This window comes from Flavobacterium gelatinilyticum, assembly GCF_027111295.1.
Lineage (GTDB): Bacteria > Bacteroidota > Bacteroidia > Flavobacteriales > Flavobacteriaceae > Flavobacterium > Flavobacterium gelatinilyticum.
Window position 1 is genome coordinate 2,262,266 of sequence record NZ_CP114287.1, and the last position, 21,762, is coordinate 2,284,027.

At 38.0% G+C, this 21,762-nt stretch carries 14 protein-coding genes, 2 tRNA genes and 2 rRNA genes; 11 read left to right on the forward strand and 7 right to left on the reverse strand.

Annotated features, from left to right (window positions below):
• Positions 1 to 9: 9 nt before the first annotated feature.
• The 5 genes from OZP11_RS09495 to OZP11_RS09515 form a co-directional block, all read right to left on the reverse strand.
• Positions 10 to 2,891 (reverse strand): 23S ribosomal RNA (locus OZP11_RS09495).
• A gap of 139 nt (positions 2,892 to 3,030) precedes the next feature.
• Positions 3,031 to 3,107 (reverse strand) — tRNA-Ala (locus tag OZP11_RS09500).
• Between the two features lie 149 nt (positions 3,108 to 3,256).
• Positions 3,257 to 3,330 (reverse strand) — tRNA-Ile (locus OZP11_RS09505).
• A 127-nt stretch (positions 3,331 to 3,457) separates the two neighbouring features.
• Positions 3,458 to 4,971 (reverse strand): 16S ribosomal RNA (locus OZP11_RS09510).
• Together the 16S and 23S rRNA genes with 2 tRNA genes alongside form the textbook arrangement of a ribosomal RNA operon.
• 944 nt (positions 4,972 to 5,915) lie before the next feature.
• Complete coding sequence (locus OZP11_RS09515) at positions 5,916 to 6,920, reverse strand: LLM class flavin-dependent oxidoreductase (RefSeq protein WP_281234977.1); 1,005 nt, start codon at positions 6,918 to 6,920, stop codon at positions 5,916 to 5,918.
• Positions 6,921 to 7,164: 244 nt separating this feature from the next.
• Between OZP11_RS09515 and OZP11_RS09520 the strand changes: the two genes are divergently transcribed.
• The 11 genes from OZP11_RS09520 to OZP11_RS09570 all read left to right on the forward strand — a co-directional run bounded on the left by OZP11_RS09520 (position 7,165) and on the right by OZP11_RS09570 (position 20,444).
• On the forward strand, positions 7,165 to 8,508 hold the full coding sequence (locus OZP11_RS09520) for a sigma-54-dependent transcriptional regulator (protein ID WP_281234978.1): 1,344 nt from the start codon (positions 7,165 to 7,167) through the stop codon (positions 8,506 to 8,508).
• Positions 8,509 to 8,843: 335 nt separating this feature from the next.
• Entirely contained in the window at positions 8,844 to 9,125 is a 282-nt protein-coding gene (locus OZP11_RS09525; protein ID WP_223710149.1) for a DUF7674 family protein, read from the forward strand.
• 197 nt (positions 9,126 to 9,322) lie between these two features.
• Complete coding sequence (gene kdpF, locus OZP11_RS09530) at positions 9,323 to 9,400, forward strand: K(+)-transporting ATPase subunit F (protein ID WP_073489533.1); 78 nt, start codon at positions 9,323 to 9,325, stop codon at positions 9,398 to 9,400.
• A gap of 123 nt (positions 9,401 to 9,523) precedes the next feature.
• Complete coding sequence (gene kdpA / locus OZP11_RS09535; protein ID WP_281234979.1) at positions 9,524 to 11,242, forward strand: potassium-transporting ATPase subunit KdpA; 1,719 nt, start codon at positions 9,524 to 9,526, stop codon at positions 11,240 to 11,242.
• A 188-nt stretch (positions 11,243 to 11,430) separates the two neighbouring features.
• Positions 11,431 to 13,518: a potassium-transporting ATPase subunit KdpB gene (gene kdpB, locus OZP11_RS09540; RefSeq protein ID WP_281234980.1), complete on the forward strand. Its 2,088-nt coding sequence runs from the start codon at positions 11,431 to 11,433 to the stop codon at positions 13,516 to 13,518.
• 96 nt (positions 13,519 to 13,614) lie between these two features.
• Entirely contained in the window at positions 13,615 to 14,166 is a 552-nt protein-coding gene (locus OZP11_RS09545) for a K(+)-transporting ATPase subunit C (protein ID WP_281234981.1), read from the forward strand.
• A gap of 431 nt (positions 14,167 to 14,597) precedes the next feature.
• Positions 14,598 to 15,674 (forward strand): porin, encoded by a 1,077-nt coding sequence (locus OZP11_RS09550; protein ID WP_281234982.1) that lies wholly within the window; start codon positions 14,598 to 14,600, stop codon positions 15,672 to 15,674.
• Between the two features lie 161 nt (positions 15,675 to 15,835).
• On the forward strand, positions 15,836 to 16,957 hold the full coding sequence (locus OZP11_RS09555) for a sensor protein KdpD (protein ID WP_281234983.1): 1,122 nt from the start codon (positions 15,836 to 15,838) through the stop codon (positions 16,955 to 16,957).
• 235 nt (positions 16,958 to 17,192) lie between these two features.
• The gene (locus tag OZP11_RS09560; RefSeq protein ID WP_281234984.1) at positions 17,193 to 18,908 is read left to right on the forward strand and encodes an ATP-binding protein; all 1,716 of its coding nucleotides are present in this window, start codon (positions 17,193 to 17,195) and stop codon (positions 18,906 to 18,908) included.
• Positions 18,909 to 19,091: 183 nt separating this feature from the next.
• Positions 19,092 to 19,856 carry a phosphatase PAP2 family protein gene (locus OZP11_RS09565; protein WP_281234985.1) on the forward strand — a complete coding sequence of 255 codons (765 nt, stop codon included), beginning with the start codon at positions 19,092 to 19,094 and terminating at the stop codon, positions 19,854 to 19,856.
• A 66-nt stretch (positions 19,857 to 19,922) separates the two neighbouring features.
• Complete coding sequence (locus tag OZP11_RS09570) at positions 19,923 to 20,444, forward strand: 3'-5' exonuclease (RefSeq protein WP_281234986.1); 522 nt, start codon at positions 19,923 to 19,925, stop codon at positions 20,442 to 20,444.
• Between the two features lies 1 nt (position 20,445).
• Here OZP11_RS09570 and OZP11_RS09575 read toward each other — a convergent pair whose 3' ends face one another.
• Complete coding sequence (locus OZP11_RS09575) at positions 20,446 to 20,895, reverse strand: GNAT family N-acetyltransferase (RefSeq protein WP_281234987.1); 450 nt, start codon at positions 20,893 to 20,895, stop codon at positions 20,446 to 20,448.
• A gap of 65 nt (positions 20,896 to 20,960) precedes the next feature.
• Complete coding sequence (locus OZP11_RS09580; RefSeq protein ID WP_223710119.1) at positions 20,961 to 21,734, reverse strand: XRE family transcriptional regulator; 774 nt, start codon at positions 21,732 to 21,734, stop codon at positions 20,961 to 20,963.
• Between the last annotated feature and the right edge of the window lie 28 nt (positions 21,735 to 21,762).

The following is a 21,762-nucleotide window of genomic DNA, read 5'->3' on the forward strand; positions in this document are numbered from 1 at the left end:
GAAAAGGGTGTACATAAGCTTACGGATTATTAGTACTACTCGACTATGACATTACTGCCTTTACATCTATAGCCTATCAACGTGGTCATCTTCCACGATCCTTAAAAGAAATCTCATCTTGTGGTGGGTTTCGCGCTTATATGCTTTCAGCGCTTATCCCTTCCAAACGTAGCTACTCTGCGGTGCCCCTGGCGGGACAACAGATACACTAGAGGTTTGTCCAATTCGGTCCTCTCGTACTAGAATCAGATCCACTCAAATTTCTAACGCCCGCAGTAGATAGAGACCGAACTGTCTCACGACGTTCTGAACCCAGCTCGCGTGCCACTTTAATGGGCGAACAGCCCAACCCTTGGGACCTTCTCCAGCCCCAGGATGTGACGAGCCGACATCGAGGTGCCAAACCCCCCCGTCGATATGAGCTCTTGGGGGAGATCAGCCTGTTATCCCCGGCGTACCTTTTATCCTTTGAGCGATGGCCCTTCCATGCGGAACCACCGGATCACTATGCTCTACTTTCGTACCTGATCGACCTGTATGTCTCTCAGTCAAGCTCCCTTATGCCATTGCACTCTACGCACGGTTACCAAGCGTACTGAGGGAACCTTTAGAAGCCTCCGTTACTCTTTTGGAGGCGACCACCCCAGTCAAACTACCCACCAAGCACTGTCCCCCACATCGCGGGGTTAGGCCTCAGATAAACAAAGGGTTGTATTTCAACAATGACTCCACAACGCCTGGCGACGCCGCTTCACAGTCTCCAACCTATCCTACACATCATTTATCCAAGGTCAATACTAAGCTATAGTAAAGGTGCACAGGGTCTTTTCGTCCCACTGCGGGTAAACGGCATCTTCACCGTTACTACAATTTCACCGAGCTCATGGCTGAGACAGTGTCCAGATCGTTACACCATTCGTGCAGGTCGGAACTTACCCGACAAGGAATTTCGCTACCTTAGGACCGTTATAGTTACGGCCGCCGTTTACTGGGGCTTCAATTCAATGCTTCTCCGAAGATAACATCTCCTCTTAACCTTCCAGCACCGGGCAGGTGTCAGGCCCTATACGTCATCTTACGATTTTGCAGAGCCCTGTGTTTTTGATAAACAGTCGCCTGGACCTTTTCACTGCGGCCCCGATTGCTCGGGGCGACCTTTCTCCCGAAGTTACAGGTCTATTTTGCCTAATTCCTTAGCCATGAATCTCTCGAGCACCTTAGGATTCTCTCCTCAACTACCTGTGTCGGTTTACGGTACTGGTACTAACTACCTGAAGTTTAGAGGTTTTTCTTGGAAGCCCTTAGGCGCACTATCTCTTTGTCCGAAGACTCCGAGTACTATCGTATTTCACCAGTTCCTGCGCATTTTACTACAGGACCTATAGCTAGGTACTTCAACGAACTATTCCGTCAGTTCGCGGCGCTTTCATCACTCCGTCACCCCATCACAGTAATTAGTAGTACGGGAATATTAACCCGTTAGCCATCGACTGTCCCTTTCGGGTTCGCCTTAGGACCAGACTAACCCACAGCTGATTAGCATAGCTGTGGAAACCTTAGTTTTTCGGTGTGCGGGTTTCTCGCCCGCATTATCGTTACTTATGCCTACATTTTCTTTTCCAACCGGTCCAGCATACCTTACGATACACCTTCAACCCTGTTGGAATGCTCCCCTACCACTTGACTTACGTCAAATCCATAGCTTCGGTAATATGCTTATGCCCGATTATTATCCATGCTCGTCCGCTCGACTAGTGAGCTGTTACGCACTCTTTAAATGAATGGCTGCTTCCAAGCCAACATCCTAGCTGTCTGGGCAGACAAACCTCGTTCTTTCAACTTAGCATATATTTGGGGACCTTAGCTGATGGTCTGGGTTCTTTCCCTCTCGGACTTGGACCTTAGCACCCAAGCCCTCACTGTTAGTGAACATTATACAGCATTCGGAGTTTGTCAGGAATTGGTAGGCGGTGAAGCCCCCGCATCCAATCAGTAGCTCTACCTCTATATAACTTTATAACTAACGCTGCACCTAAATGCATTTCGGGGAGTACGAGCTATTTCCGAGTTTGATTGGCCTTTCACCCCTACCCACAGGTCATCCGAAGACTTTTCAACGTCAACCGGTTCGGTCCTCCACTGTGTGTTACCACAGCTTCAACCTGCCCATGGGTAGATCACACGGTTTCGCGTCTAACACTACTGACTAAAGCGCCCTATTCAGACTCGCTTTCGCTGCGGATCCATACCTGAAGTACTTATCCTTGCCAGCAGCGTTAACTCGTAGGCTCATTATGCAAAAGGCACGCCGTCACCCCACGAAAGGGCTCCGACCGCTTGTAAGCGTATGGTTTCAGGATCTATTTCACTCCGTTATTCACGGTTCTTTTCACCTTTCCCTCACGGTACTGGTTCACTATCGGTCTCTCAGGAGTATTTAGCCTTAGCGGATGGTCCCGCCAAATTCAGACAGGGTTTCACGTGCCCCGCCCTACTCAGGATACCGCTATCTATTACACTTGTTACCCATACGGGGCTGTCACCCTCTATGGCGTTCCTTTCCAGAAACTTCCGGTTCCTTGTGCATAAAATGTCGCGGTCCTACAACCCCAATGATGCCGTAACAACATTGGTTTGGGCTAATCCGCGTTCGCTCGCCACTACTTACGGAATCACTTTTGTTTTCTTCTCCTCCGCCTACTTAGATGTTTCAGTTCAGCGGGTTTGCCCACCTATCGGTGTGTTATATCTTCAATATAACGGGTTGCCCCATTCGGATATCTGCGGATCAATCTGTGTGTGCCAGTCCCCGCAGCTTTTCGCAGCTTATCACGTCCTTCATCGCCTCTGAGAGCCTAGGCATTCCCCATACGCCCTTATTTTGCTTATTGTACCAATCTCATTATTACAATGAGACCGTTTTTTTTTGTTTTCTGTCTTTGTATTTCTACTATAACAAAAAACGCTTTCTACTTTCTTATTATTTTCTTATCTCAATATGTCAATGAACTTTTTCCCTATTTATCGGGATGGTGGAGAATAACGGAGTCGAACCGTTGACCTCCTGCGTGCAAGGCAGGCGCTCTAGCCAGCTGAGCTAATCCCCCATTTTAATTAAAAATTAAAAATCGTGAATTAAAAATTATGAACTTTTGATCCTTTAATCTTTCAACTTCTAAAATTTCCTTTTTTTTATTAAGCTAACAGTCTTTTTTAATTTTTAATTCTTAATTTTTAATCAAGAAGCTTAAAAAAGTAGTCCCGGGCAGACTCGAACTGCCGACCCCTACATTATCAGTGTAGTACTCTAACCAGCTGAGCTACGAGACTCTGTTTTACTTAATTCTTTCATTTTTTTAAATTAACAGCAAGAGTAATACAATCTCAGATTCAGAACCTCAATTTCCTGCATCTTATTTCCTAAGCGTGCTCATTAAAGCTAACACTAAGGCTCTAGAAAGGAGGTGTTCCAGCCGCACCTTCCGGTACGGCTACCTTGTTACGACTTAGCCCTAGTTACCAGTTTTACCCTAGGCAGCTCCTTGCGGTCACCGACTTCAGGCACCCCCAGCTTCCATGGCTTGACGGGCGGTGTGTACAAGGCCCGGGAACGTATTCACCGGATCATGGCTGATATCCGATTACTAGCGATTCCAGCTTCACGGAGTCGAGTTGCAGACTCCGATCCGAACTGTGACCGGCTTTATAGATTCGCTCCCTCTCGCGAGGTGGCTGCTCTCTGTACCGGCCATTGTAGCACGTGTGTAGCCCAAGGCGTAAGGGCCGTGATGATTTGACGTCATCCCCACCTTCCTCACAGTTTGCACTGGCAGTCTTGTTAGAGTTCCCGACATTACTCGCTGGCAACTAACAACAGGGGTTGCGCTCGTTATAGGACTTAACCTGACACCTCACGGCACGAGCTGACGACAACCATGCAGCACCTTGTAAACTGTCTTGCGAAAGATCTGTTTCCAAATCGGTCAGTCTGCATTTAAGCCTTGGTAAGGTTCCTCGCGTATCATCGAATTAAACCACATGCTCCACCGCTTGTGCGGGCCCCCGTCAATTCCTTTGAGTTTCAAACTTGCGTTCGTACTCCCCAGGTGGGATACTTATCACTTTCGCTTAGCCACTGAACTTGCGCCCAACAGCTAGTATCCATCGTTTACAGCGTGGACTACCAGGGTATCTAATCCTGTTCGCTCCCCACGCTTTCGTCCATCAGCGTCAATAAATTAGTAGTAACCTGCCTTCGCAATTGGTATTCCATGTAATATCTAAGCATTTCACCGCTACACTACATATTCTAGTTACTTCCTAATAATTCAAGTCCAGCAGTATCAATGGCCGTTCCACCGTTGAGCGATGGGCTTTCACCACTGACTTACAAGACCGCCTACGGACCCTTTAAACCCAATGATTCCGGATAACGCTTGGATCCTCCGTATTACCGCGGCTGCTGGCACGGAGTTAGCCGATCCTTATTCTTACGATACCGTCAAGCTGATTCACGAATCAGTGTTTCTTCTCGTACAAAAGCAGTTTACAATCCATAGGACCGTCATCCTGCACGCGGCATGGCTGGTTCAGACTTGCGTCCATTGACCAATATTCCTCACTGCTGCCTCCCGTAGGAGTCTGGTCCGTGTCTCAGTACCAGTGTGGGGGATCTCCCTCTCAGGACCCCTACCCATCGTAGCCTTGGTAAGCCGTTACCTTACCAACTAGCTAATGGGACGCATGCTCATCTTTCACCGTTGTGACTTTAATTACATCCCGATGCCGGGTCGTAATACTATGAGGTATTAATCCAAATTTCTCTGGGCTATCCCTCTGTGAAAGGCAGATTGCATACGCGTTACGCACCCGTGCGCCGGTCTCTGCTTCCGAAGAAGCATACCCCTCGACTTGCATGTGTTAAGCCTGCCGCTAGCGTTCATCCTGAGCCAGGATCAAACTCTTCATCGTATATTTTTATATTATTATGCGATGCAGATTCTATCGGTTCTTCTCGAATCTCTCAATTCTATTACCCTTATTTTTTATGTCCCGAGTAATCGGGACAGCTGTCAATTCAATATGTCTACGAACGTATTCTTTTAATCTTTATCGCTTGTTTCTCAAAGCGGGTGCAAAACTAAAAATTCTTTTTGTTTCTGGCAAGAAAAATTTAAAAAATTTTGAAACTTTTTTTTCGTCTCGTTTTCTAATCTCTCTTATCAATCTCTCAAGGAACTTTCCGTGTTTTGCGGGGTGCAAATGTAAAAAGCATTTTCAAATCTCACAAGCTTTTTTGAATCTTTTTTTTTAAGAAATTTTCTTCCTCTCTTAATTCAAATCCTTGTCAGTATTTCGAAGAGCGTTTTTCGCTGTTGCGGGTGCAAAAGTAGAACCTTTTTCCGCTTAAACAAGCTTTTTTCAAGAGTTTTTTTAATCTTTTTTTGCTCTTTTTCTTAACTAACTGATAACAGCATTTTTACATTTTAATTATTTCGCATCGTATGCAGGATTTTTCCTCTTTTGTTACCTTTTTTATTATTTTGGGATGGTTTCAGACCCTCGATTTTGAGGAGTTCTTATTCTTTTGACCTCTTTTTAAGGTGATTCTTTATCTTTTTAAATCCCGTCTTTTTCCAAAAAACTATTAGCAAAACTCATTTCACAGACCCGATAGAAGCCAAAATCCTTTTCCAGCCGGCGTTCGGCGCTAAAAGATTGAAGCGTATAGCAGGATAAAGCCCCCTAGATAAATCTGAAATTCCAAAAAAGCTTCGACTACGCTCTGCCGGAGAATTTGCACTTATTATATATATGTATAAAAAACAAAACCCGGCAGGTTTTGAAAACCTGCCGGGTTCAGAACTAGAGTTGTTCTTTATTATAGTATAACTTATTCTTTATATATATATGTATTATTGATTTAGAGTATCTATTACTTCTTTGGTGATATGAATACTTTTTAGTTTTGCCTGATGGTCAAAAATAGGACTTGTCAACATAAGTTCGTCTATTCTGGCATAGTCTATAAATTTCCTAAGATCTGTTACTAATTGTTCTTTGTTTCCTGTAAAAGTTCCCGCTGTCATTTGGTTTACATGAAAACGCTCTGCTTCGTTCATTATATCATCTAATGATGGAACTGGCGGCTGTAATCCTTTACGATCATTTCGAATCAGATTTAGAAACATTTGATATAAACTTGTAGACAATAATTCTGCTTCTTCGTTTGTATCTGCGGCGATGATATTTACACATGCCATTGTTTTTGGCTTATCTAAATACTCTGATGGCTGGAAATTTTCTCTGTAAAATTCAAATGCCTGAATCATCATCTTCGGTGCAAAGTGCCCAGCGAAAGCATATGGCAAACCATAAGCTGCGGCTAAGGCCGCACTTTCCATGCTTGAACCTAAAATCCAGATTGGCACATTCAAACCTTCGGCAGGAAAGGCTCTTACTTTTCCATTTTCATTTTGTGCTGAAAAGTATTCCTGCAGTTTTGAGACATTTTGCGGAAATCGCTGTGCTTGTTCAAAAAAATCCTTTCGAATTGCTTCGGCAGTTGGCTGATCGGTTCCTGGAGCACGGCCCAAACCAAGATCAATTCGGTTTGGATAAAGTGTTTCCAATGTTCCGAACTGTTCCGCAACTACTAAAGGAGAATGATTTGGCAACATGATTCCGCCAGAACCTACTCTGATGTCTTTTGTGTTTTCTGCAACATAACCAATTAAAACTACAGTTGCAGTACTGGCAACATGGGCCATATTGTGATGTTCTGCAAGCCAGATACGTTTATATCCTAATTGATCTGCTAATTGCGCAATGTCTTTTGTTTTCTGAAATGTTTCGGAGGCGTTACTGTCCTGAGTAATAATCGCCAGCTCTAATATGGAGACTGAAATTGGTTTTTTCATATAAAATTAAGCTAAAGTGCAAAATTAACTCATTTATATGAATGACTTTCTTTTCGAATGTTAATAGAATTATAATATTTGTAGCTACAAATATTGTATCTGTTTTTTTTTTGAAAGCTAACTTACAATGGCATTTCTTAAAAATTTGATTTTGCAAGAATTTTCAAGAATTCAAAAAAGAGAACCAATTTTAAACCTAAATTTGTACATCAAAATACCAATTCGGTTTTAGTATATCTGCAAAATGACACACAAAATTTTAATTATAGACGACGAAGAAAAACTAAGAAGTCTGCTGGTTCGTATTATTAAATCGGAAGGATTTGAGGTTTCTGAAGCAAAAGACTTAAAGTCTGGTTTAAAAAAACTGGAGCAAACCGATATTGATGTTGTTTTGTGTGACGTAAAACTTCCCGACGGAAACGGCGTTGATTTTGTTCAAAACATAAAAAGCAGTTTTCCTTTGACAGAAGTTATTTTGCTGACCGCTTTTGGAAATATTCCGGATGGCGTTCAGGCAATGAAAAATGGCGCTTTCGATTATATTGTAAAAGGCGATGATAATGACAAGATTATTCCGCTTCTTTATAAAGCGGTCGAAAAAGTGCATTTGCAGAAAAAAGTAAAACAGCTTGAGAAACGCATTGGCGATAAATATTCCTTTAATACCATAATCGGAAAATCAAAAGGAATCGAACAGGTTATCGATTTGGCTCAAAAAGTAGCCAAAACCGATTCGACTGTTTTATTGACTGGTGAAACGGGAACCGGAAAAGAGGTTTTTGCGCAAGCAATTCATGAAAACAGCAATCGTGCAGGAAAGTCTTTTGTGGCTTTGAACTGCAGTACTTTCAGCAAGGAAATTTTAGAAAGCGAATTGTTCGGTCATAAACAAGGTGCGTTTACTGGAGCTTTAAAAGATAAAAAAGGTTTTATTGAAGAAGCAAATGGCGGCACTTTATTCCTGGATGAAATTGGAGAAATGCCAATCGATCTTCAGGCTAAATTATTGCGTGTTTTAGAAACGAGTGAATATATTCCGGTTGGAGATACAACTTCTAAAAAATCAAATTTTAGACTAATTGCTGCAACAAACAGAGATTTAAAGGAAGAAAGTGAAGCGCATCGTTTCCGTTCTGATTTGTATTTCCGTTTGAATATTTTCGAAATCAAACTTCCTTCGCTTCGTGAAAGAGTGAAAGATATTCCGTTACTGGCTAATTTTTATGTGAAACAGTTTTCAGAAAAAACGAATAAAAAGACTTTACAAACTTCAGCTGATTTCCTTGAGAAATTAGAAAATTATTCCTGGCCGGGAAATATCCGCGAACTCAAAAATGTTATTGAACGATCGGTTATTTTGAGTAATGGAGATACTCTGACTTCTGATGTTCTGCCTTATGAAATGCAGCATCAAACGGAAAAAAACACAAAATCTATGTCCGCTTTTTCAATGCAGAGTATTGAAAAACTGCATATTCAAAAAGTTTTGAATTATACTAAAGGAAATAAAGCTGAAACGGCCAGATTGTTGGAAATTGGGATTGCGACTTTGTATAGAAAGATTGAAGAATACGGGATTCAATAGAATAAATTCCAATTTTTTAAAATTCCAAATTCCAATATTTCACTTTTAAAATCATTTCATCATTTACGATCCTGCAAGGTTTTCAAAACCTTGTAGGTTTAAATTTTAAAGTATTAGATTAACCTAGAATACCTACAAGGTTTTGAAAACCTTGCAGGAAACGGATAAAAATAAACCTTATCGTTTTAATAAAAGCTTATCATTTTGATAGGCTTTTTTTATGCCTGATTTTTGGCACAAAACAACAACTTCTTATTTTACAACATCTTACACCCTACTCTACATTTTCGGAATATATTTTGGCATAAAGAGGAAGAACATAAAAATTCCTTCTCATGAAAAATCAAGTTAATTCTATTTACAAACAAGCCGAACGCTTTGCTGAGATAACTAAAAAAAATATTATCTGCGGTAATATCGTTCGGGCTAAAAAATGTTTAGCACTTGCTGAACGGTTATTTATTACCGGAAGTATCGAAACCAAAAACGCGATTTCAAACGTGTATGTTTTTTCAGTCTCGTCTTTTATGGAAATGCGACACTGCAATATTTCGCATCTTTTTCCACAAACGCTTAAAGCAGAATATATCAAGCAGGTTAATGCTTCGGGCGTTTAGTGTGAAATGTAGTTTGTGAAATGTAAAATGTCTTTCCGTTTACTTTTCACATTACTCAGATTACATCATCTAACAAGTAACATTTTACATCTCACAATAAAAACAATCTTATGATCACTTTTATTTTACTCGCACTGGCAGTTTTACTGTTTGCGATTTGTTTTAAATCTGTTGAATTCTTTGAAAAAATCTAAATCATGACTGCACTCTTTATTGTTTCAATCGCCGTTTTCGTGTATTTGGTTTATGTATTAATTAAACCTGAAAAATTCTAATAAATGTGAAATGTCAAAAGTGAAATGTCAAAAGTGAAATGTTAGATGTCTTTCATTTTACAAATCACATCTCACTTTTCACAACTTCACATTTCACTTTTTACAATCAACAACTCACACATTATGAATACAGAATTACTAGGTGTCATAGGTATTTTTCTCCTAACTATTGTTTTAGCCATTCCCTTCGGAAAATATATTGCTAAAGTATTTTTAGGAAACAAAACACTTCTTGACCCGATTTTCAATCCGCTTGAAAAATTTATTTTTAAAATCAGCGGTATCAATCCAGCCGAAGAAATGAACTGGAAACAGCATCTAAAAGCACTTTTAAGTATCAATATGCTTTGGTTCTTTTTCTGCTTTTTTGTACTGCTTTTTCAGGGTTCTTTACCTTTAAATCCAGATAATAATCCATCAATTTCGCCCGATTTGGCTTTTAATACGGCTATTTCATTTTTGGTCAATTGCGATTTACAGCATTATTCTGGCGAAAGCGGAGTTTCTTACTTGTCGCAAATGGTATTAATGTTTTTACAATTTGTTTCGGCTGGTACCGGAATCGCTGCTGCTGTAATGGTTTTTACTGCTATGCGCGAAAGAACAACAGACAAACTGGGGAATTTCTACAACTTTTTTGTAAAAAGCTGTACTCGTATTTTATTGCCTCTTTCAGCAATCGTAGCAACTGCTTTAGTTTTCAGCGGAACTCCAATGACTTTTGAAGGAAAAGATGCTATTACTACTTTGCAAGGCGATCATGTTGAAGTTTCTCGAGGACCAGCTGCTGCTTTTATCGCTATTAAACATATTGGTACAAACGGTGGCGGATTCTTCGGAGCTAACTCTGCACATCCTTTAGAAAATCCAACTTACTTTACGAATGCGGTTGAGCTTTGGGCGCAGATGATTGTTCCGTTTGCAATGATTTTTGCACTTGGTTTCTTCCTTAAAAAACAAAAATTCGCTTACATCATTTTTGGTGTAATGACGGTTGGATTTTTACTCTTGGTAATTCCAACAATATCAAGTGAAATCAGTGGAAATCCTGCTATCGAAAAAATGGGAATTTCTCAGTTAAACGGCGCGATGGAAGGAAAAGAAGTCCGTTTTGGCCCAGCTATTTCAGGTTTTTGGAGTATTGCCACAACGGTGATTTCTACAGGTTCTGTAAATAGTATGCACGATAGTTCGATGCCCGTTTCTGGAGCTATGCAGTTATTAGCCATGATGGTCAATGCATTTTATGGCGGATGCGGTGTTGGTTACCTCAACTTTTACATTTTCATTATTCTGGCTGTATTTATTTCTGGACTAATGGTGGGTCGAACTCCTGAGTTTTTCGGAAAGAAAATCGAAGCCCGCGAAGTCAAAATTGCTGCTTTTATTGCTATTCTTCATCCCTTATTGATTTTAGCAGGAACAGCTTTAGCTTCTTATTTTGCTGCTAATGATACTGCGATGGGTTATTGGTTCAGCGGAAATGCAACAGGATGGCTGAACAATCCTGGAAATCACGGATTCTCTGAAATGTTATACGAATATACTTCAAGCGCTGCTAACAACGGTTCTGGTTTTGAAGGTTTAGGCGATAATAATCCGTTTTGGAATATCACTACAGGAATTGTTTTACTATTAAGCCGTTTCATTCCAATCATCGGTCCGCTTGCAATTGCAGGTCTATTAGCCAACAAAAAATACATTCCAGAAAGTGCAGGAACATTAAAAACAGATACAACAATTTTCGGAATTATGATTTTTGCCGTAATCGCAATTGTTGCGGCGCTATCTTTCTTCCCAGCTCTGGCATTGGGACCATTGGCGGAATATTTTTCACTTTAACATTTAATGCTTAACAATAAATCTTAACACATAGAAACATAGAATAAAAATTTTAAAAAAAAGGCGATTAAGAAAAACTCATTTTTCACACATAGCTATGTGAATGTATGCGAGTGAAACGACTTAATCTCAAAGTAAAATCTATGTTTCTATGTGTTAGAAAACAGTCAACTAAATAATATAAAGAAATGACTAATACAAAATCCACATCATTGTTTGAAAGCAAACAGGTAAAAGAAGCTTTACTGCAGTCTTTTGTGAAGCTGAATCCAAAAATGATGATTAAAAATCCGGTAATGTTTACCGTAGAAATTGGAACTGCCATTATGTTTGCCGTTTGCGTTTCGATCTTAATGGGCGCAACCGATCAAGGCAGTTTTGTTTACAATTTAATTGTTTTCCTAATTTTATTTGTAACGCTTTTGTTTGCCAATTTCGCCGAAGCTATTGCCGAAGCCAGAGGAAAAGCACAAGCCGACAGTTTAAGAAAAACCCGTGAAGAAACTCCCGCAAAATTGGTAAAAAGTGAAAAGTCAAATGTCGCAGGTCAATCTGATACATTCCAAATTTTACATGTTTCATCTTCTCAATTAAAAAAAGACGATATTTTTATTTGCGAAGCGGGCGATTTAATCGCTGCTGATGGTGAAATTATAGAAGGTCTGGCTACGATCGACGAAAGTGCCATTACGGGAGAAAGTGCTCCTGTAATTCGTGAAGCGGGCGGAGACAAATCGTCTGTTACGGGAGGAACAAAAGTATTATCTGATAAAATCAAAGTAAAAGTAACTTCAGAACCTGGCGAAAGTTTTTTGGATAAAATGATTGCTTTGGTTGAAGGTGCGAGCCGTCAGAAAACGCCAAACGAAATTGCACTGACTATTTTGTTAGCTGCTTTTACCTTAATCTTCGTGATTGTCTGTGTTACCTTAAAACCTTTTGCCGATTACGCCAACGCTCCTATTACTATTGCTGCTTTTATTGCATTGTTTGTTTGTTTGATTCCAACGACAATTGGAGGCTTGCTTTCTGCGATTGGAATTGCAGGAATGGACAGAGCTTTACGTGCCAACGTAATTACAAAATCAGGGAAAGCGGTCGAAACTGCTGGAGATATTGATGTTTTACTTTTGGACAAAACAGGAACAATCACCATTGGAAACAGAAAAGCAACCAATTTCTATCCAACAAAAGGTATTTCTTTTGAAGATTTCGTCAAATCTGCCGTATTGAGTTCACTTGCGGATGATACTCCTGAAGGAAAAAGTATTCTGGAACTTGGTAAGATGTTAGATGAAAATAGTAAAATGCAGTCAGACATTTCACTTCTCACAGACAACATTTCGCACACCATAAAATTTACTGCTGAAACCAGAACTTCGGGCGTGATTTTAAAAGATGGAACGAATATTCGAAAAGGTGCACAAGACGCTGCTAAAAAAATCTCAGAACAAGCTGGAAATGCTTTTCCTGAAGATACTTTACAACAGGTAATCTCAATTTCTTCTAACGGAGGAACGCCTTTAGTTGTCATCAATAACAACGAAATTCAAGGTGTTATCGAATTACAGGATATCATTAAAACCGGAATGAAAGAACGTTTTGAACGCTTGCGTAAAATGGGAATCAAAACGGTTATGGTTACAGGTGATAATCCGCTGACGGCTAAGTTTATTGCTGAGAAAGCAGGTGTTGATGATTTTATTGCCGAAGCGAAGCCTGAAGATAAAATGAATTATATCCGAAAAGAACAAGCTGAAGGTCGTCTGGTTGCGATGATGGGAGACGGAACAAATGATGCTCCTGCCCTTGCACAAGCCAACGTAGGCGTAGCGATGAATAGTGGAACTCAAGCTGCAAAAGAAGCCGGAAATATGGTCGATCTCGACAATGATCCAACGAAACTTATCGAGATTGTCGAAATTGGAAAACAGCTTTTAATGACTCGCGGAACTTTAACCACTTTCTCTATTGCCAATGATGTTGCCAAATATTTTGCGATTGTTCCTGCGCTTTTCATTAGTGCGATTCCAGCATTGCAAGGTTTGAACATCATGCATTTGCATAGTCCTGAAAGTGCGATTTTATCGGCTGTAATTTTCAATGCGATTATTATTCCGATCCTGATTCCACTGGCGTTGAGAGGTGTTGAATATCGTCCGATTGGAGCGAGCGCGATTCTAAAACGTAATCTTTTGATTTATGGTTTAGGCGGTTTGATTGTTCCTTTTATTGGAATCAAATTGATTGATTTACTCGTAACACTTTTTATCTAGTGAAATGTGATTTGTAAAATGTGAAATGACGAAATCAAAAAACACAGATAACAATTTACAAATCACTTTTTACATCTAACATTTTACACAAAAAACATGAAAAATATAATCCCAATATTAAAACTTACTGCGGTTACTTTAATTCTATTCGCAGTTATTTATCCTCTTGCGATTTACGGAATCGCACAAATTGCTCCCAATCAAGGAAAAGGAGAAACACTTTCGGTTAACGGAAAAGTTATTGGTTATCAAAAAATCGGACAAAAGTTCGATAAGTCGAATTATTTCTGGGGAAGACCTTCGGCAGTTGATTACAATGCTGCGGGAAGTGCCGGAAGTAATAAAGGTCCGAGCAATGCTGAGTATTTGGCTTTGGTTCAAAAGAGAATCGATACTTTTCTTGTTGTACATTCTTACTTGAAAAAAACTGAAATTCCAGCTGATATGGTTACGGCTTCTGGAAGTGGTTTAGATCCGAATATTTCTCCGCAAGGTGCTTTGATTCAAGTAAAACGTGTGGCCAAAGAACGAAATTTAGCTGAAAACAAAGTAAAAGTTTTGGTAGAATCTAAAATTAATACGGCTATTGTTGGGCCTGAAACTGTGAATGTTTTGGAGTTGAATGTGGCTCTTGATAAGCTTCGCTAAAGCTCTAAGATGCTAAAGTTCTAAGATTCTGAGTTCCTAAGTTTTCTCCTGCAAGGTTTTCAAAACCTTGTAGGTATGCCAAAAGTCATTTCGTCATTTTTATGTCATTTCGACGTAAGGAGAAATCGCACTAGAAACTCCGCATAGTTGATAGTCAATCTTTGTCGAATTACGAGTGCGATTTCTCCTTTCAGTCGAAATGACAAACTAAACCTAAAAACTAAAATTTTAAAAATACCTAACAGGTTTTGGAAACCCGTTAGGATACTAGACGCCTTTTTACCCCAAATGCCCTAGCCCCGATAGTAGTGGAAATCCTTTTTCTGGCTTCTTTAGCCAGGAAAAGATTGAAACGGATAGCGGGATTAGCTCCTAAAAAATCTATTAAATAAATTAATTACCCCCTTTTGGGTTGAATACCACAATTAACAATGAAAAAAATAATACTTACCGCTTTAATCGCTTTTGGTTTTAGCAATTTACACGCACAGTCAGCATCTAAAAGTCCGTTTACGTTTTCGGGATATGTAGACGTTTATTATAGTTATGATTTCGGGAAACCGGAAAATCATACGCGACCAAACTTTTTTTATAATTATAACCGAAGTAATGAGGTAAACCTGAATTTAGGTTTGGCGAAAGTGAATTATTCGAAAGGAAATGTCCGAGGGAATTTTGCGCTGATGGCGGGAACTTATGCCCAATATAATATGTCGGCTGAGCAGGATTTGCTGAAAAATATTTACGAAGCGAATGTTGGTGTGAAGATTTCGCACAAACATGATTTGTGGATTGATGCGGGAATTATGCCTTCGCATATTGGTTTTGAAAGTGCGATTGGAAAAGACTGCGCAAATTTAACCCGAAGCATTCTAGCTGAGAATTCGCCTTATTATGAAGCGGGCGTAAAAATTGGTTATACTTCTGATTCTGGAAAATGGTATTTGGCGGCAATGTATTTAAACGGCTGGCAACGAATTCAGAAAATAGACGGGAATCAAACTCCGGCTTTTGGAACGCAGGTTACCTATAAACCTACTGACAAAGTGGTTTTGAATTGGAGTACATACGCAGGAAACGAACAGCCAGATATCGATAAAAAATGGCGTTATTTTAATAATTTCTACGGACAATTTAAAGTAACAGACAAAACGAATCTAACGGCTGGTTTTGATATTGGTTCGCAACAATCGGCTAAAAACAGTAACAAATATGATACGTGGTTTTCACCTGTTTTGATTCTGCAATACAAACCGACAGATAAAATTCAGCTGGCAGCGCGAGGTGAATATTACAGCGACGAAAAAGTAGTAATTATCGGGACAGAAACGCCAAACGGATTTAAAACTTATGGATTTTCAGCTAACTTTGATTACTTAATTACTGATACTATTATGTTTAGAATTGAAGCAAGAAATCTGTCAAGCAAAGATGAAATTTTTACCAAAAACAATCTGCCAACAGACACTAATACTTTTGTAACGACAGCTTTGGCTATTTCATTTTAAACATTAAAATTTTATTTTTTACCATTAAGAGATTAAGAAAGTTAAGATTTTCTTTGGCAAAAGAACATTAAGCTCAGCTTGCTTAATAATCTAATTTTTAGACAAACGATAAAGCCCAAAACTTAATTTACTTAATCTCTTAATGGTTAAATCAAAAAAAAATGGAAAACGAAAATAACGCACAGCACTTTCTGGATTTGATTCAGAAATCCCGGAAAGGAAAATTCAAAATCTACATTGGAATGAGCGCCGGTGTGGGCAAGACTTTCCGCATGCTTCAGGAAGCGCATTCGTTATTGAAAAACGGAATCGATGTAAAAATCGGCTACATCGAAACGCATATGCGGAAGGAAACGCATGAATTATTGTCTGGTCTGCCGATTATTCCGCGACGGACTATTTTTTATAAAGGAAAAGAACTCGAAGAACTCGATGTTCAAGCCATCATAAACCTTAGACCAGAAGTGGTTATTGTTGATGAATTGGCGCATACAAATGTGGAAGGAAGCAAAAATGAGAAACGCTGGCAGGATGTTCTGGAAATTCTGGAAGCTGGAATTAATGTGATTTCGGCGGTTAATATTCAGCATATCGAGAGTTTAAATTCAGCTGTAAAACGCATTACAAATATTGATGTTCAGGAAAGAATTCCGGATAATGTTTTGCGTCTGGCTGATGAAGTGGTGAATATCGATTTGACTTCGGAAGATTTGATTGCGCGTTTAAAGGAAGGGAAAATATATACGGCAGATAAAATTCAGATGGCTTTGCAAAACTTTTTCAAATCGGAACAAATTCTGCAATTGCGCGAATTGGCTTTGAAAGAAGTGGCAAGTCAGGTCGTTCGAAAAGTAGAAAGCGAGGTTCCGAATCTGCATGCTTTACGTCATGAAAAATTGTTGGCTTGTATAAGCAGTAATGATAAAACGGCTAAAATCGTAATTAGAAAAGCAGCGCGTTTGGCAAGTTATTACAACGGAAGCTGGTATGTTTTATATGTTGAAACTCCGCCAGAAACCCCTACAAGAATCGCACTTGATAAACAAAGGCATTTAATTAATAACTTTAAACTCGCAGTGCAATTGGGAGCCGAAGTTATTAAATTGGAAAATTCGAATATTGCCAATGCGATTTTGACGACTGTAGAAGAAAAACAAATTACAACTGTCTGCATCGGGAAACCGCATTTGAATTTATTTAAAGTAATTTTGTCTACAACAATTTTCAGGCGTCTGCTGAATAAATTGTCGTTATCAAACGTTGATCTTGTTATTCTGTCGTGAAAAATATTAAACCATATAAGTCATATAAGTTCATTTAAATTAGGGAACGTTGAAGTTTAACCGCAAAGGCGCTAAGATTTCGCAAAGCACACAAAGATTAAATTAAAAAACTTTGCGACTTTGCGAGCAAAAAACCTAGCGAACTTTGCGTAAAACTTTGCGCTCTTTGCGGTTAAAAAACAAAGCTTACATTTCCTTATATAACTTATATGGTTCAAAAAAAATGTTTTATAAAATGAGAATTAAAACCAAATTGAATCTGGGTGTTGGATTGTTATTTTTAATGATCATCATTCTCTCTTTAGTGAGTGCTTATTCTGTTTTTTTGATTAAGCAGGATACCGAAAACATCTTGAAATCGAATTACAATACGCTGGAATATTCGCGAAATATGATTTTTGCTTTGGACGGAATGAAATCGGATTCGAAAAAAACAATTCAGAATTTTGAAGAAAATCTCGAAAAGCAAACCCGAAATATTACAGAACCAGGCGAAAAACAAGCGACTGAAAAACTGAAAGAAAGTTTCGCTCTTCTCTCTAAAAACAATTCTGATGAAACTGTAAAAGCACAAATCCGTCAGGATATTTTTGCTATTATGAAACTGAATCTCGATGCTATAAAACAGAAAAGTGACATCGCCAAACATTCTGCTGAAACGGCTAATTTGTCGATTGCGATTGTGGGCACTTTGTGTTTTTTAATTGCTTTTAATTTATTGGTTAACCTTCCAAATAATATTGCCAATCCAATTAAAGAATTAACGTTAAGTATTAAAGAAATCGCTAATAAAAACTACTCTGAACGTGTTCATTTTACCAGTCACAGCGAATTTGGAGATCTTGCCAAATCGTTTAATACGATGGCACAAAAGCTCGAAGAATATCACGACAGTAATGTTTATAAACTCCTTTTTGAGAAAAAACGACTGGAAACGCTGATCAATAATATGAATGATCCCATTATTGGTTTGGATAATGAAGGAATTGTTTTGTTTGTGAATGATGAAGCGCTGAAAATTATTGGTTTGAAATTGGAAGACATTATTGGAAAACCTTCGTCTGCATTGGCGGTTTCTAATGATTTGATTCGTTCTTTGATTCTGAAAGAAAGTAAAATTCCGAAAAAACAGCCTCTCAAAATTTTTGCTCACGGAAAAGAAAGTTATTTCGAAAAAGAAATCCATAATATCACCATAACGCCAACTGGTGAAGAAAAAGAAATCAATATTGGCGATGTAATTATTCTGCGAAATATTACGCTTTTTAAAGAATTGGATTTTGCCAAAACTAATTTTATTGCCACCGTTTCACACGAATTAAAAACGCCAATTGCCTCTATAAAATTAAGTCTCCAATTGCTTGAAAATGCTAAAACGGGCAATATGAACGACGATCAGAAACAATTGGTAGAAAGCATAAAAGACGATAGTCAGCGTTTGTTGAAAATTACAGGCGAATTACTCAATTTATCACAATTAGAAACGGGAAATATTCAGTTGAATATTGGCAAAAGCAATCCACACGAAATTGTAAAATATGCTGTTGAAGCTGTAAAAATTCAGGCGGATCAAAAACAGATTCAGTTAATTGTGGATGCCAATGAAAGCCTCAAAAGCGTAAAAGCAGATGCAGAAAAAACCGGCTGGGTTTTGATTAATTATTTATCCAACGCCATTCGGTACTCTTCTGAAAAAAGTACAATTCTCATTAAATTAAAAGAAGAAAATAATCAAATGGTTTTTCAGGTTATCGATACCGGACTCGGAATTGACACTAGATATAAAGACAAAGTTTTTGATAAATATTTCCAAATTCCGGGAAGCCAGAAATCGGGAACGGGATTAGGTTTAGCGATCAGCAAAGAATTTATTGAAGCTCAAAACGGAAACGTTGGCGTTGAGAGCAATTTAGGATTGGGAAGTACGTTTTGGTTTTCATTGAAGGTATAAGCTCTGGAGAGCGAATATGCTTCAGATTTATTTAATACTGATCTATAAATTACAAGATTAATTCTATGATAAAATAAATTTAAAAGAGAAAATAACTGTTAAATTTCACTTAACACGTAAAAAATGAAGCTTAAAACTTACAAATAACTATATATTTGCGATCGCAAAAAATTTATAGTTACAATGTTATTTAAAATTACCTCTCTGGTACTTATATTCAGTTTCTTAAGTACAAATGCTCAACAAAATGATTCAATTGCTAAAACTGACAGCATTTCTTCGTCTCAGCTAAAATTCAATTATAAGCAATTAATTATTCCAACTGTCTTAATAGGATATGGCGCTATTGGCCTTGGGGAAAATAATCTGATAAACCTAGACAGATTAATTAAATCGAAAGTCGAAAAAAATATTGATAAAAAAATTACCATTGATGATTTTTCGCAATATGCTCCGGCATTATCAGTTTATGCTTTGAATATGGCTGGCATAAAAGGCAAAAACAATCTTCGTGACCGTTCAGTAATTCTTGCTACTTCCTATCTTATCATGGGTGCCAGCACTAACGGCTTAAAATATATTATACAGGAAGAAAGACCAGATAGAAGCTCCCGCAATTCCTTTCCGTCAGGACACACTGCCACCGCTTTTATGGGGGCCGAATTTTTATATCAGGAATACAAACATAAATCTGTTTGGTATGGCATTGCCGGTTACTCTGTCGCAACAATTACAGGATTATTTCGAATTTACAACAACCGTCATTGGCTGACTGATGTTGCTGCGGGAGCCGGAATTGGGATTTTGAGTACAAAAGCAGCTTACTGGATCAATCCATATATGACTAAAGTATTATTTAAATCATCACCTGAAAACAAATCGACTGCCATGATAATGCCGTTTTATAATGGTCAGCAATATGGTTTGGCTTTTGTTAAAGTTTTTTAATTTATAATCTGTCAATTATTCTTAATTTATAGCTTAAGTTTGTTAGAAAAACAAATCACAAATTAAATGAGTTATATAGTTGTAGATATCGAATCTGATGGGCCAATTCCGGGAGATTATTCTATGATATCTTTCGGTGCGGTCATTGTAAATGACAAATTGGACAAAACATTTTACGGACAACTAAAGCCTATTTCCGATAAGTTTGATCCGCAAGCTTTAGCAATTTCAGGTTTCGACAGAGAAACAACTTTAGGGTTTGATGATCCTAAAACGGTAATGCTAAATTTCGAAGAATGGATAAAAGAAAACTCAAAAGGAAGACCCATATTTATTAGCGATAATAATGGTTTTGACTGGATGTTTATCTGCTGGTATTTTCATCACTTTTTAAATAGAAATCCTTTTGGATATTCATCAAGAAGAATTGGCGATTTGTACTGCGGTTTAGTAAATGATACTTTCGCTCAATGGAAACATCTTCGAAAAACAGAGCACACGCACAATCCTGTTGATGATGCTATGGGAAATGCTGAGGCATTATTGTATATGAAAAATGAAATGCAATTGAAAATTGATTTAAAATAAATTATAGATTCATTTCCATAATGGGCATAAACCTATTTTTAATTGAAGTTTCAAATTCGCCAATTTTTGTAAATCCAATTTTCTGGTAAAATTGTTCGGCATTTGGTTCTGAATCCAAAATGATTTTTTTGCATTTTTCATTTCGCATTCTTTCCAAGAAATCATTCATTAAAAAAGAGCCAAATCCTTTTCCTATATATTCAGGTAAAATAAATAAGTTGTCCAATTTTACCTGATTATCTTCTTGTTTTAAATAAGAATAATAACCAACAATCTGATTTTCTTCAACCAAATTAAAAACAGGATTTGTTTCGATATAATCTATCGTGATCGTTAGATTATTGCTCCATTTCTCCATTTGTTCTTCAGAATATCCCCAATACGCTTTTGACTTTTTGGTAATTTCCGTTAAACGGATATGGTCTTCGATTTTGGCTTTTTGAATGTTCACTAATTATGATAAATTAAATCAGAATTTTAAATTGAAATTGATTTTTGAAATTGTCATTTAGATTTTTAAGCATTTGAAGTATTATTCTTAATCTCTCGAACTTCACGTTTCAATTCTAAAAGCAAATCTTTCATTGCTCCGGTTTCTGTCGTTTCCTGTTTTTTATCTGAACGACCGATGTTGCATTCGTATTCCCAAATTTCCAAAATATCAGAAGCTTTCACTTCATAATTCGGGTAAAAGCTGTTGTCCGATTCTAAAACCAAAGCATTCTTTTTGTTTTTATTAAGACGTTTATATACCATTCCTTCAGTCTTAGTAATCAAAATATAAGTTTTGCCATCCATCACTTCTCCCAGTTTTTCCACATAACGGCCAATAATAATAGAACCATCTTCGTGTGGAGGCATCGAATCGCCTTCAACGGGAAATCCGCGGTGTTTTCCCGGGCCTAAAAACGGAAGTGTAATTTGCTGTAAACTTTCGATATATTCCGGATCAGCATATCCGTTTAGATAACCTGCTTTTGCTTTTTGAGATACAATTTCAATAAAGTTTTCTCCAAAACTATCCACCTGAATAGGTAAAATAAGTCGGTTACCTTCGAGTTTTATCAAATTTTGCACATCAATTTTACGTATATCGACCGATAATATCAAATCGATACTCATATGAAAATATAATGCAATCTTCTTTAAAATGTCATACGGCGCTTCCGAAGTTCCGTCTTCGTATTTCACATATCTGCCTCTGGTAATGCTAAGGTTTTCAGCTAATTTCTCCTGCGATATTTTATGCTTAACCCTTAATGCTCTGATGTTGTCTGAAAATAAGGACATAATTGATTTTGTTATAATTTGGAACAGC